General features: G+C 66.5%; 10 protein-coding genes. 9 read left to right on the top strand and 1 reads right to left on the bottom strand.

Annotation, left to right across the window (positions count from 1 at the left end; all coding sequences use genetic code 11):
- Positions 1-37 precede the first annotated feature (37 nt).
- Positions 38-2,692, top strand: coding sequence for a DNA mismatch repair protein MutS (gene mutS, locus ACV7JP_RS06770; protein ID WP_457798460.1), 2,655 nt, complete (start codon positions 38-40; stop codon positions 2,690-2,692).
- 179 nt (positions 2,693-2,871) lie between these two features.
- On the opposite strand, the gene ACV7JP_RS06765 is transcribed toward mutS, so the two are convergent.
- Positions 2,872-3,852 (bottom strand): CHAD domain-containing protein, encoded by a 981-nt coding sequence (locus ACV7JP_RS06765; protein ID WP_457798459.1) that lies wholly within the window; start codon positions 3,850-3,852, stop codon positions 2,872-2,874.
- Positions 3,853-4,109: 257 nt separating this feature from the next.
- Here ACV7JP_RS06765 and ACV7JP_RS06760 point away from each other — a divergent pair, with 257 nt between their 5' ends.
- From ACV7JP_RS06760 to ACV7JP_RS06725, 8 genes are all read left to right on the top strand, one after another.
- Positions 4,110-5,540, top strand: a complete 1,431-nt coding sequence (locus ACV7JP_RS06760; RefSeq protein WP_457798458.1) for a homospermidine synthase — start codon at positions 4,110-4,112, stop codon at positions 5,538-5,540.
- 298 nt (positions 5,541-5,838) lie between these two features.
- A complete protein-coding gene (locus ACV7JP_RS06755) occupies positions 5,839-6,018 on the top strand; it encodes a hypothetical protein (protein WP_457798457.1) in 180 nt (59 codons plus the stop codon).
- Positions 6,019-6,135: 117 nt separating this feature from the next.
- Positions 6,136-6,564, top strand: coding sequence for a hypothetical protein (locus ACV7JP_RS06750; RefSeq protein WP_457798456.1), 429 nt, complete (start codon positions 6,136-6,138; stop codon positions 6,562-6,564).
- A gap of 79 nt (positions 6,565-6,643) precedes the next feature.
- Entirely contained in the window at positions 6,644-7,195 is a 552-nt protein-coding gene (locus ACV7JP_RS06745) for an RNA polymerase sigma factor (protein ID WP_457798455.1), read from the top strand.
- Positions 7,196-7,297: 102 nt separating this feature from the next.
- Positions 7,298-8,242, top strand: coding sequence for a FecR family protein (locus ACV7JP_RS06740; RefSeq protein ID WP_457798454.1), 945 nt, complete (start codon positions 7,298-7,300; stop codon positions 8,240-8,242).
- 161 nt (positions 8,243-8,403) lie between these two features.
- The gene (locus ACV7JP_RS06735; RefSeq protein WP_457798453.1) at positions 8,404-10,944 is read left to right on the top strand and encodes a TonB-dependent siderophore receptor; all 2,541 of its coding nucleotides are present in this window, start codon (positions 8,404-8,406) and stop codon (positions 10,942-10,944) included.
- A gap of 266 nt (positions 10,945-11,210) precedes the next feature.
- A complete protein-coding gene (locus ACV7JP_RS06730; RefSeq protein ID WP_457798452.1) occupies positions 11,211-12,332 on the top strand; it encodes a PA0069 family radical SAM protein in 1,122 nt (373 codons plus the stop codon).
- Positions 12,333-12,465: 133 nt separating this feature from the next.
- Positions 12,466-13,068, top strand: coding sequence for a ribonuclease HII (locus tag ACV7JP_RS06725; protein ID WP_457798451.1), 603 nt, complete (start codon positions 12,466-12,468; stop codon positions 13,066-13,068).
- Positions 13,069-13,092 lie beyond the last annotated feature (24 nt).

Below are 13,092 nucleotides of genomic sequence, written 5' to 3'. Positions count from 1 at the left end.
AATGGCGCCGCCGCCGGGGCGCGGCTAAAGTGCGGCCATGAGCGAGAGAGCCCAGAATCAGGCCGGCGCGGCGGCGCGCGCGACGCCGATGATCGCCCAATATATCGAGATCAAGGCGGCGAACGCCGACTGCCTGCTCTTCTACCGCATGGGCGATTTTTACGAATTGTTCTTCGACGACGCCGAGGTCGCCGCGCGCGCGCTCGGCATCATGCTGACGAAGCGCGGCAAGCATCTGGGCGAGGACATTCCTATGTGCGGCGTGCCGGTCGAGCGCGCCGACGACTATCTGCAAAAGCTCATCGCGCTCGGCCATCGCGTCGCCGTCTGCGAGCAGATCGAGGACCCCGCCGAAGCGAAGAAGCGCGGCGCGAAATCGGTCGTGAAGCGCGACGTGGTGCGGCTCGTCACGCCCGGCACGATCACCGAAGACGCGCTGCTCGATCCCGCTCGCGCCAACGCCTTCGCCGCCGTCGCGCGCATGCGCGGCGACGGCGCCTGGCGCTATGGCGTCGCGAGCGTCGATATTTCGACGGGCGCCTTCGCGGTGGCCGAATGCGCGGAGGGGGAGTTGTCCTCGACGCTCGCGCGTCTCGAGCCGCGAGAAATCGTCGCCGCCGAAACGCTCTGCCGCGAGGAGACGCTCGCCGCGATCTTCGCCGCTCTCCGCGCGCCGGTTGCGCCGCTCGGGCGCGAGGCGGGCGACGCGGCGCGGCGGCTGATGGATTTCTATGGCGTCACGACGCTTGACGGTTTCGGCGCGCTCAGCGAAGCGGAGCTTGCGGCGGCGGCGGCCGCGATCCTCTATGTCGAGCGCACGCAGAAAGGGAGCCGCCCGGCGCTTGCGCGTCCCGTGAGCCTGCGCGAGAGCGCGGCGCTCGACATCGACGCCGCGACGCGGGCCAATCTGGAGCTGACGCGCACGCTTTCGGGCGCGCGCGAGGGGTCGCTGCTTTCGGTCGTCGACCGCACCGTGACCTCCGCCGGCGCGCGGCTGCTCGCGGAGCGACTCGCCGCGCCCTCGACCGATCCCGCGCTCATCGCCGCGCGGCTCGACGCCGTCGCCTTCTTTCTGGAGAGGCCGGATATATGCGCGGCGCTGCGGGCGAGGCTCGCGCGCGCGCCCGATCTCGCGCGCGCCGTGTCGCGCCTGTCCTTGCAGCGCGGCGGCCCGCGCGATCTCGCGAGCGTCGGCGCCGCGCTTTCCGCCGCGCGCGGCCTCGCGGATTTGTTCGCCGGCGCGGAGGGGCCGCCCGAAGTCTCGCGCGACGTCGCGACGCTCGCAAGCGCCGATGCGGGGCTCGCGCGGGAGATCGCGCGCAGCCTGAAGGACAATGCGCCGCTCGACAAGCGGGGGGGCGATTTCGTGCGTGAAGGCCGCGACGCGGAACTCGACGAATCGCGCGCGCTGCGAGACGAGAGCCGCGCCGTCATCGCCTCGCTGCAATCGCGCTACGCCGAGGCGACAGGGATCAGGCTGAAGATCAAGCACAATAATTTTCTCGGCTTCTTCCTCGAGGCGCCGGCGGCGCAGGGCGAGAGGCTCTTGCGGCCGCCCTTCGACGAGACCTTCACGCATCGGCAGACCATGGCCGACGCCATGCGCTTCTCGACGCGCGAACTCGCCGATCTGCAAAGCAGGATCGCTTCCGCCGCCGATCGCGCCCTGGCGCGTGAGCTCGCGATCTTCGACGCCTTGTCCGCGGACATCCTCGCGCGCGCGGACGCGCTTCAGGCGCTGGCGCAAGCCTTTGCGCGGCTTGATGTGCTGAGCGCGCTCGCCGAGGTCGCGGAAAAGCGCAACTGGAGGCGCCCGCATGTCGATCGCTCGCTCGACTTCGACATTGTCGGGGGGCGCCATCCGGTCGTGGAAGCGTCGCTTGAGGCCCAGGGCAAGGCCTTCGCCGCGAATGACTGCAATCTCTCGGGCGACGGGGCCGGCCGCATCGCGGTCGTGACCGGCCCGAACATGGCGGGCAAATCGACCTTCCTGCGCCAGAACGCGCTCATCGCGCTGCTCGCGCAGGCGGGCTCCTACGTGCCGGCGAGCGAGGCGCGCATCGGCGTCGTCGACCGGCTCTTCTCGCGCGTCGGCGCTTCGGACGATCTCGCGCGCGGGCGCTCGACCTTCATGGTGGAAATGGTCGAAACCGCCGCGATCCTCAATTGCGCGACGCCGCGCTCGCTCGTGATCCTCGACGAGATCGGACGGGGCACGGCGACCTTTGATGGCCTTTCCATCGCCTGGGCGACGATCGAGCATCTGCACGAGGTCAATCGCTCGCGCGCCGTCTTCGCCACGCATTTCCATGAGTTGACGCAACTGACGAAGCGCCTGGCGCGGCTCGTCAATCTCACCATGAAGGTGACGGACCATGCGGGCGAGGTGGTGTTTCTGCATGAAGTCGTGACGGGCGCCGCCGACCGTTCCTATGGCGTGCATGTGGCGCAGCTCGCGGGCCTGCCGGCGAGCGTCGTCGCCCGCGCCCACGCCATTCTCGCGGAGCTGGAGGCCGCCGACCGCCGCGCGCCGGTCGAGGCGCTGATCGACGATCTGCCGCTGTTCAAGCATGTGGTCGAGGCCGCGCGGCCCAAGGACGCGCTGCGCGAGGCGCTGGCGAAGATCGATCCCGATCAATTAAGCCCGCGCGAGGCGCTTGCGGCGCTGTATGAGTTGAAAAGAAAGCTTTAGCAGCCTGTGTCGCACGAATTGGCGGGCTTTTAGGAGGGCATTCATTTTACGCCGTCATTGCGAGGCGCGAAGCGACGAAGCAATCCAGAGCCGCGTCGACGCCCCTGGATTGCTTCGCTTCGCTCGCAATGACGGCGGAAAGCATGAGCAAAGCGGCCCTCCGGGCGTGACGTCCCGGGTCACCTCCAAAACGGCGCGAGCGCCTTCAGCCGTTTCTCGCTCTTCTTCGCATGCGCCGCGCCGGCCTGCGCCGCATGGGCGAACCAGCCGCGCACGAAGCCCGAGGCGCGCAACGCCGCGCCGCCTTCGGCGTCGATCTCGTCGAGCAGCGCGTTCGCCGTCCCCATGTCGTTAAAGACGCCGAGACCGTCCTGCATCCTGGCCAGCGCGGCCGAAAAGTCCGCGGCTTCTTGCTGGTGCGAAAAGAGGCTCTCGAAAAACTCCGCGCCATAGCGCGCCTTCTTCAGCGCGATGCGGAGCTCGTGACGCTCTTCGGGCGTGCGCCCGGCGAGGCCTTTCGATTTCTTCAGCACGCGCTTGCGCAGCTTTGTCAGCGCGCCTCGCGCGAAATCCCGCGCCGAGCCTTCCTCCGTCGCGCCAGGGGCCGCGGTCCAGTCTCGCTCGGCGACGGCTTTGCGAAAATCCGCGACGAAGCTCGCCGTTCCCGCATCGGCGAGCGCCTCCTGCGCGGCGCGATAGGCCTTGGCGCGATTGCGCTCCAGCGCGTCGAGCAGCGCATGGAGGCTCGGCTCGCCGGCGAGCGCCCGCGCGGGCCCGCCTTCGAGCATCTCGCGGAAAACGTCCCAATTGCGCGCCTGTCCGAGAACGCCCGCAAGCGTCTTCGCGCGGTCGCGGGCGGCGTCGAGCGCCGGGCCGGAAAGCGCGTCCCTGAACAGCCCGATCGCCGCGCGCAGCCGCCGAAGCGCGACGCGCATCTGATGCACGCTTTCGGGCGCCTGCCGGGCGTTGAAAGCCGGGAGATTGGCCTCGAAATGATCGAGCGCGGCGGAAAGGACGCAGACGGCGGCGTCCTCGGCCGAGTCTGTCGAGAGCAGCGCGACGGGCTTCGCCTTTTGAGCCTCGGGCGGCGGCGCCTCGATCACATGCAGGGCCGGATGCGGACCTGCCTTGGGATCTGAAGACGGAACCGAATGCGCCATGGCTTGACCTCTGTCTGTCGAGGCCGCTCAACTGTGGTCATGTGTTTGTCATAATCAAGGGCGCCGGCGGACGCGGGGCAAGGACCGGGATCATTCGCCGCGGCGCCGTTCCGCACGAGCCCATGTCGAGGCAAGCATGTCGAGGCAAGGATGCGGCGGCGCGGATTTCCGGGCTTTCCGGCGCCGGACTTGATTAAGACGGCCTCCCCTGCTTTATCGCGGCGCAATATTCACCCCGCAGGCAGGAGTTTGCGCCCATGTCCGTCTGGCCCGTCTATGGCAAAATCACCGGCCCGATCGTCCTGATCGGCTTCGGCTCCATCGGGCGCGGCATCTTGCCTCTCATCGAACGGCATTTCGACTTCGACAAGAGCCGCTTCACGGTGATCGATCCCGTGGACGCGCATCGCCGCCTGCTCGACGAGCGCGGCGTCGCCTTCCTGAAGGAGAAGCTGACCCCCGAAAATTATCGCGAGCTTCTCACGCCGCTGCTGACCAATGGCGGCGGGCAGGGCTTCGTCGTCAATCTCTCGGTCGACGTCTCCTCGCTCGCGATCATGCAGCTCGCCCGCGAGCTCAACTGCCTCTATGTCGACACGGTCGTCGAGCCCTGGCCGGGCTTCTATTTCGACAAGAAGATGGGCAACGACGCCCGCACCAATTACGCCCTGCGCGAGACGATCCTCGAGGAGCGCCGCAAGAATCCGGGCGGCTCCACCGCCGTCTCCTGCGTCGGCGCCAATCCGGGCATGGTGTCCTGGTTCGTGAAGCAGGCGCTCATCGACATCGCCAGGGACACGGGCGTCCTCGACAAGGAGCCGGCGACCCGCGCCGAATGGGGCGCGCTGGCGCAGAAACTCGGGCTGAAGGGCGTCCATATCGCCGAGCGCGACACGCAGCGCGCGCGCGACCCCAAGCCGAGAGACGTCTTCGTCAACACCTGGTCGGTCGAGGGCTTCGTCTCGGAAGGCATGCAGCCGGCGGAGCTCGGCTGGGGCACGCATGAGAAATCGCTGCCCGACATCGGCCGCACCCATTCGACGGGCTGCGGCGCGGCGATCTATCTGCTCTCGCCCGGCGCCAATACCCGCGTGCGCACATGGTGCCCGACGCCCGGCGCGCAATATGGCTTCCTCGTCACGCATAATGAGGCGATCTCGATCGCCGATTATCTCACCGTGCGCGACGGGGACAAGGTCGTCTACCGCCCGACCTGCCATTACGCCTATCACCCGGCGAACGACGCCGTGCTGAGCCTGCATGAAATGTTCGGCGCCGCCGGCAGGGCGCAGCCGAGCTGGAAGATTCTCGACGAGAATGAGATCGTCGACGGCGTCGACGAACTCGGCGTGCTGCTCTTCGGCCACGCCAAGAATGCTTATTGGTACGGCTCGCAGCTTTCGATCGAGGAGACGCGCGACCTCGCGCCCTATCAGAATGCGACGGGCCTCCAGGTCTCCTCCGCTGCTCTTGCGGGCATGGTCTGGGCGCTGGAGAATCCGGAAGCCGGCATCGTCGAGGCCGACGAGGTGGATTACAAGCGCTGCCTCGAGGTGCAATTGCCCTATCTCGGCCCGGTAAAGGGCTATTACACCGACTGGACGCCCCTCGACGGCCGCCCCGGCCTCTTCCCGGAGGACATAGACGAGAGCGATCCCTGGCAGTTCAAGAATATTCTGGTGCGGTGAAACAGGAGCGTTCCGGGCTGGCGGCTCCGCGCGGCCGCCCTAATTAGTGGCTTCCGCCACTCCAAATGCCGGTCTTTTTGCCGATGTTTTCCGCCGTCCTTGCGAGCGAAGCGAAGCAATCCGGAGCCATGATCGCGGCCCTTGGATTGCTTCGGCGGCCGCGCCGCCTCGCATTGGCGGCGGAGAATGAACATCCTCCAAAAGGCCCGTCCATACGAGTGAAACGGGCCGCCGGATCGCGGCGCCGCGCGCGCCAAGGCGGCCCTCTTCTTACAGGTCCCGGCGAAAGGGGCCCAACATGGCCAATGTCAGCAACGATCTGCCGACCGGCGCCCTGGCCCTCGCGGGCGTCGGCGCGACCTTGGGAGCCGCGCTCGGCGTCCTCGCGGGCGGATTCGACGTCGCCTTCATCGGCGCGATCGGCGGCGCGGTCGTGGGCGGGATTATCGGGCTGATCGTCGATCGCCCCGCCGCCTAGATCGCGTCGCGAGAATTCGGGCGTCATTGCGAGCCGAAGGCGAAGCACTCCAGGGGACGCCCGCGACCCGCGGACTTTTTACCATCAAGCTTGAACGCGGCTCTTGACAGGCGGGCGATGTCGGCCATTCTAGCACGGATGGCTTGGGGACAGGCAAAGCACGGCATTTTCCGGCGCGCGATCATCGCCTGCGCCGTGCTTTCCGTTTTTTCGCTTCAGCTCGCGGCTTTGGTCGGCTCGGCGAGAGCCGCCGGCGAGGCCTCCGGTCTCTCGCCATTCTCCGAGAGCGTCGCCGGGCTTTGCAACGCGAGCGGCGAAGGCGGCGACTCCTCGCATGACGGGCGCGACCCCGCCAAATGCTGCGGCGCCTGTCTGGCGAGCGCGCGCGCATCGTCCCTCCTGGCCTTTGTCGCCGTTTACGCCGTGGCCGCGAACCCGGCGCCGATCGCGCGAACGCTCTTTCTCGGCTGGGAGCGCCGCGAGGATCGGCCTCTCCCGGAGCGGTTGAATAATTGGGCGTCCCGCGCGCCGCCTTCCTTCTCCTGACCGACCGAACGCCGCCGCGAGGCGCGCGCCCCATTCATTCGGTTCAAGCGGCCGGTAGAGCCGCCCTGGGAGAAGCATCGTGTCTCCGTTCCTCTCGTCAAGCGGCGGCCGGCCGCGCGCTTCCGGCAGAAAATCGTCTTCGCTTCGCGAGCTTTTCCTTTCGAACCGGGCTGTCCTTCTTCGCTATCTCGCGCGCAAGGTGGGCTCGAGCGACGCTCCGGATCTGCTGCAGGAAACCTTCGTGCGGGTCGTCAGGCTCGAAAAGCCGGAGACCATCAACGATCCGTCCGCCTTCCTGAAGACGATCGCGACCAATCTGGCGCGCGACTTCATGCGCCGGCGCAAGACGGAAGCGCGTTACATACAATTTGGCGACTATGTCGTCGAAGCGCCGTCCCCGGACGCGCCGCCCGACGAACGCATGGAATATGAGCGCAAGTCCCTTCTGCTCCGTTCGGCGGTCGCCTCGCTCCCGCCGCGGAGCCGCCAGGTCTTCACGCTGCATGTTTATGAGGACGTTCCGCTTCACGAGATTGCGCGGAGGCTGGAGATTTCCGACCGAATGGTCCGCAAGCATATCAGCGTGGCGCTCCGGACCTGCCGCGCGGCGCTGAGAAACGCCCGGGAGTGATTTCCCGGCGCCGGCTCCCGTTTGCCGTCCGACGGCGTCTTGTGCTTAGAGGCCATAAAATGGCGGCGCGTTCATGCCGCGCGAGCGAGGATTGGTCCTCCGATGACGCCCATGAATGAGGAAGCGCGAAGCGATGACTCCGACCCCGCGGGCGACGCGGCGATCGAATGGTTCGTGCGCCTGAGGGCGGGCGATTTGTCGGCCGGAGAGGCGGCCGACTTCGAGAAATGGCGCGCCGGCAGTCCGCAAAACGCCGAGGCCTTCGAAGAAGTCCTGCAGATGTACGGCCATCTCGCCGGGATGAATTCGTCCCGGCGGCGGGCGGGCGCCCATCCGTGGCGGCGGCGGATCGTCGCCGGCGCGTCGGCTTTCGCCGCCGCTTCCCTGGCGCTGATCGATTTCGCCGACATCGACGCGCTGCTGCGGTCCGACTATCGCGCGGGGATCGGCGAGACGAAGCTCGTGACGCTCGAGGACGGCTCGCGCGTCCAGCTCGACTCGCGAACGTCGATCGCGCTTCGCTACGCCGCTTCCGAACGGCGCGTGATCCTTCTGGGCGGCGAGGCATGGTTCGACGTCGCCCCGGATGCGGCGCGGCCGTTTGTCGTCGAAGCGGGCGGCGGGACCGTGACGGCGCTCGGCACGGCCTTCGACGTCGCGCTCGGAACATCCGGCGCGCGCGTCATCGTCGCGAAGCGCCGCGTGAAGGTCTCGAATGGCGGCCAGGACGTCGTCGTGGAGGAAGGGCAGCAAAGCGCCTATGGGCCTGGCGCGGGGGTCGAACCGCCATCGGCCGTCGACGCGACCAGCGCGACCGCGTGGCGGCGGGGCAAGCTGATCGTCGAAAAGAAGCCGCTCGGCGAGGCGCTGCGGGCGCTCGGCCGCTATCGCCGCGGCGTCATATACTGCGTCAGGGCCTCGACCTGCGAGCGCCGGATCAGCGGCGTGTTCGGCTCCGACGATCCGCTCCAGTCGCTTCGAGAGATCGAAGCGTCGCTAGGGCTGCGCGCGATCCACCTGACCAGCTACGTCATTCTGTTGCTTTAAGGCGATCGCCGCCCGCGCGGCTTCGAAAATCTTCGCCGTCGAGGTTCCGCTCTTTCCGCCTGCCGCGTCCAGTGGTCAGGGACCGGGCTCCGGTTCCGACGATCATATGGCGGAGGATGCGGCGCATGGCACGGGGGAAGGTTCGGCGCAGGAGCGCGAAAATGGGGTCGACGGCGGTCGCGCTGGCGCTGAACGCTCTGACGATCGGCGTAGGGGGCCCCGTCTATCCCGCCCAGGCTTCCATTTCCCCGCAAGAGCGCAAAAGCTTCGTTCACGCATACGAGATTCCCGCCGGCTCCATGGGCGCCGCGCTCAACGCCTTCGCCGACAGGAGCGAGCTGCACGTCCTCTACGACTCCCACATTACGGAGCGGCTGAAGACCCCTGGGCTTTCGGGAGCCTATTCCGTGCGGGACGGACTCGACCGCCTCTTGTCAGGTTCGGGCCTTTCCTACCGCCTTTCCGGGAATGGCCGCGCCGTTTCGATCATCTTGGCGCAAGCGGGCCGGACGATGAGCGACGCGAGCCCGCGCGGCGCGACGGCGCTGCCGCCGATCGAAGTGGGCGCCGACCACAGGGCCGACAATGCCGGGAACGGCTCCGGTCGCGGGGCGGGCAAGACCGCCTATGCCGCCGAGCGCGGCGCGATCACGGAGGGCTCGGGAAGCTATACGACGCCGCTCGTCACGGTCGCGGGAAAGACGCCGCTGCCGCGAAAGGAAATTCCGCAATCCGTGTCGGTGATGACGCGCGCGCAGATGAACGACATGCAGTTGAACACCGTGCAGGACGCGATGTTCTGGATGCCCGGCGTCAGCGCGATCTCCAACGACGTCACGCAAAGCCAGCCCGCGTCGCGCGGCTATGTTCTCGACGTCGCGAATGACGGCGTCCCCAGTTATAGCGGCCTGGCCGGCTATCAGCAGCTCGATCTCGCCGTCTATGACCGCCTCGAAGTGCTCAAGGGCCCGGCCGGCCTGCTGAGCGGCTCGGGCAGTCCCGGCGGCGTCCTCAACGTCGTGAAGAAACGGCCGCGGGACGAGTTCAAGATCAGGAGCGAGTTCAGCGCCGGCTCGTGGGACAATTATCGCGGCATGGTGGACGTCACCGGTCCGATCAATGAAGACCGGACGCTGCGCTATCGCGCGCTCGTGCTTCATCAGGCCAGACATTTCTTCTTTGAGCCGTCGCGCGACGGAAACAAATGGGTGGGCTACGGCGCGCTCGAATATGACATCACGCCGGACACTCTGGCGAATGTCTCCTATACCCGTCAAAGAACCGCCGATCCGGCCTATTCGGGCCAGCCGGTGGCGGCCATACCTTTCTTCGGCCAGACCAGCCCCTATTTCCTCGACGCCCCGCGATCCTGGAATCCCTATCCGGACTGGGCGAATTACCGATGGGATACGGAGGACAAGACTATCCGTATCGAACATCGCTTCGGCGGCGACTGGGTCGCGAAGGTCAACTTCAACCGCCGGGACCAGGCTTTCGAGTTTGACGACGCCTATCCGACGACCGGCGTCAATCCGTCCAATTGGAGAGCGCAATACGCCCATCGGCATTTCATCTATTGGTATCATCGAACCGGCGTTGATTCCTATTTGTCCGGCTCGCTCCCATTCCTGCCGCTCAAGAACGCCTTGACCCTCGGCTATAATTACGACCGCTTCTCCTATGAGCACAAAGGCGCGCCTGCCGTCTCCGTGAACAATATTCCGGTCTTCTGGCCGAACGCGCTCGGTCCGAACCTCAGGCCGTTCAGCCAGGGCGGAGAGAATCAGACGCTGCAACACGGCGCCTATGCTCAGTTCCGCGTTACGCCGATCGAGCCGCTCACCTTTGTTTTCGGCGGGCGCCTGACGAATTTCTTCGCCAAGAGCCGCGCCGCGCTGCCGAGCATGCCCGGCGTCTGGAGAGACGGCGCGAAAGCCAATCACCGTTTCACGCCGTACATAGCGGGGATCTACCGGCTGACGGACGAAATCAATCTCTATGGCGGCTATACCGACATTTTCATTCCGCAAACGCAGCAAAGGGCCGACCGCACGACGCTCGACCCGCGCATTGGCGGCCAGATCGAAGCGGGCGTCAAAGGCGAGTTCCTGGACAAGAAGCTCAATACGTCGGTCGCCTGGTTCGACATTCGCGATCAAAACCGTTCTTTCGCCGATCCGGCCAATCCGGGCTATTTTCTTCAGGCGGGGCTGGCCGAGTCCTATGGCGTCGAGGTCGAGTTCTCGGGCAAGCCTTTTGCGGATTATGATCTTCCCGCGATTTCGCGTCCTCTGCCGGGCTTGGACGTCGTCGGCGGCTACACTTACATGAAAACGGCCCTGCTCGCCGACAGGAACAATCAAGGCAGGCCGATCAACTCCTGGTATCCCACCCATATGTTCAAGATCTGGGGCAAATATGATTTCGACGGGGAGCTGAAGGGCTTTACGGTCGGCGCTGGCGTCGTCGCGCAAAGCGGCCTTTCCGGCGCGGTCAACAGCCTGAACGAAGCGCGGCACGGGCCCGCTTACGCGGTCGTCAACGCGATGGCGGCGTACAAGCTCAACGACTATGTGACGCTGCAGGTCAATCTCAACAACCTCACCGACCAGAAATACTACACGCGCGTCGGCGGCGCGAACACCTACAACACGCCGGGCGAGCCACGCAATTTCATGGTGACTCTGCGCGGGGAGTACTGACGCCCGATTTCCCGGCTTCTCGACGCGGCCGCCGTCCAGCCGCCTGAACTTCGAGCTTTCGCAGAGATGATCGTTCACCCGGTCGCCCTGGGGAGGATTTGGACTCTTGCGCGCCGGCGTTATGTTCTATATTTGTTCCTTATTCGCGATATGTTCCGTCGCGGCGGGTCGAGCCGCGTCGGAGCATAAGTCCCCAGAATCGCGAAATGGGAAGCCGGCGCCGCCGGCTTCCCATCGAGGCCGGTTTCTCGCTTCGGGAGTTCGTCATGGGTCGGCTCGCGGAAATCTCTTCCCATCCCGCCGCGGTCCCGGCGGGATCGCTCGTGGAGCCGGAGCGCCGGCGCGGGCGCGGCGCGCTGTCGAAGCGCGGCGGACGCTACGAGGCGGAAAGCCGGGAGGAAATCGACGACGGCTGGGGGTCGCTCGAAAGTCTCGAGGCCCTCAAGACCAATATTCATGTCGAGAAGCCGCGCTCGATCGTCACGCGCAACGATTCGCCCGACATCTCCTTCGACCGCTCCATCAATCCCTATCGCGGCTGCGAGCATGGCTGCGTCTACTGCTTCGCGCGGCCGACCCATGCTTATATGGGCCTCTCGCCCGGGCTCGATTTCGAGACGGAGATCTTCGTCAAGGACGGCGCCGCGCAGCTCCTCGAGCGCGAATTGTCCGCGCCCAGATATGTTCCCAAGGTCATCGCGATTGGAACGAACACCGATCCCTATCAGCCTGTGGAGAAGCGCCATCGCGTCATGCGGTCGATTCTCGAGGTCCTGGCGCGCGCGCGGCATCCGGTCGCGATCGTCACGAAGTCCGCGCTGGTGCTGCGCGATCTCGATCTCCTCGCGCCCATGGCGCGCGAGGGACTCGCGAAAGTCGCTTTCTCGGTGACGACGCTCGACCCGCGCCTCGCGCGCATCATGGAGCCGCGCGCCGCGACGCCCGAGCGCCGGCTCGACGCCATGGAAAAGCTCGCGGCGGCGGGCGTTCCCGTCGCCGTGATGACGGCGCCGGTCATTCCGGCGGTCAATGACGACGAGATCGAAGCCATATTGACGCGCGCGCATGCGGCCGGCGCGCGCGAGGCCGGCTATATCATGCTGCGCTTGCCGCTCGAATTGCGCGATCTTTTCAGCGAATGGCTCGTCGCCCATTTCCCGGACAAGGCGCGCCGCGCTTTGTCGCTCGTGCGCTCGACGCGCGGCGGCAAGATCTACGATCCGACTTTCGGCAAGCGCATGACGGGCGACGGGCCCTATGCCTGGATGATCGGCCGGCGTTTCGAGATCGCCGCGAAGCGGCTGGGCTTCTCCCAGTCGTCGATGAAGCTGCGAACCGATCTTTTCGAACCGCCGCGACGCGGACCGCAGCAGCTCACGCTGTTTTAGAGAGCCGAAAAGGGCGGGAAGCGCGCTCTGCGCCGAGAGATCGATCGCGCCGGAAGGATTTTTCTCGACCTTCCGGACGTCATGCCGCTAAAAGGCGATGCGCGCGGCGTGTCCGTAATTTTCAAGGGTCGGCATGGGTCCGGATTTCCGTCTCGAAAGCCGTCTGCATCGTCAGGGCGTCTGGCCCGTCGCGGGCGTGGACGAGGTCGGGCGCGGTCCGCTCGCCGGCCCGGTCGCCGCCGCCGCCGTGATCCTCGACCCGAAGCGCCTGCCGCGCGGTTTGAACGATTCCAAAGCGCTCACGCAGAAGCAGCGCGAAGCGGCCTTCGAGATCATCATGTCGCGGGCGCTCGCGGTGAGCGTCGCCTTCGTCACGCCGGCGGAAATCGACGCGATGAATATCCGCCAGGCGTCGCTCGCCGCCATGGCGCGCGCGGTCGCCACGCTCTCCCATGCGCCGGCTTTTGTCCTGGTCGACGGTTCCGATCCGCCGCGTCTGTCCTGTCCCTGCCGGGCGATCGTGAAAGGCGACGCCCTGGCGCTTTCCGTTTCCGCCGCCGCGATCGTCGCGAAAGTCGCGCGCGACGCCATGATGCGGCGCCTCGGCGCGGTCTATCCGGATTACGGCTTCGAGACCAATGTCGGCTACGCCGTGAAGCGCCATCTCGACGCGCTGCGCGAAAACGGCCCGACGCCCGCGCATCGCCTGAGCTTCTCGCCGCTATGCGAGGGATGACGGCGCGGTCGTTACGGCTAAGTT

The organism is Methylocystis sp. S23 (assembly GCF_054106005.1).
Note: the sequence above shows the minus strand (reverse complement) of the source record. Positions and strands in the feature narration are given on the sequence as shown.

Coding starts and splice junctions, on each gene's coding strand:
- ACV7JP_RS06735 (WP_457798453.1), top strand. CDS start 8,404: ATGGGGTCGACGGCGGTCGCGCTGGCGCTGAACGCTCTGACGATCGGC.
- ACV7JP_RS06765 (WP_457798459.1), bottom strand. CDS start 3,852: ATGGCGCATTCGGTTCCGTCTTCAGATCCCAAGGCAGGTCCGCATCCG.
- ACV7JP_RS06750 (WP_457798456.1), top strand. CDS start 6,136: ATGTCGGCCATTCTAGCACGGATGGCTTGGGGACAGGCAAAGCACGGC.
- ACV7JP_RS06730 (WP_457798452.1), top strand. CDS start 11,211: ATGGGTCGGCTCGCGGAAATCTCTTCCCATCCCGCCGCGGTCCCGGCG.
- mutS (WP_457798460.1), top strand. CDS start 38: ATGAGCGAGAGAGCCCAGAATCAGGCCGGCGCGGCGGCGCGCGCGACG.
- ACV7JP_RS06725 (WP_457798451.1), top strand. CDS start 12,466: ATGGGTCCGGATTTCCGTCTCGAAAGCCGTCTGCATCGTCAGGGCGTC.
- ACV7JP_RS06755 (WP_457798457.1), top strand. CDS start 5,839: ATGGCCAATGTCAGCAACGATCTGCCGACCGGCGCCCTGGCCCTCGCG.
- ACV7JP_RS06740 (WP_457798454.1), top strand. CDS start 7,298: ATGACGCCCATGAATGAGGAAGCGCGAAGCGATGACTCCGACCCCGCG.
- ACV7JP_RS06760 (WP_457798458.1), top strand. CDS start 4,110: ATGTCCGTCTGGCCCGTCTATGGCAAAATCACCGGCCCGATCGTCCTG.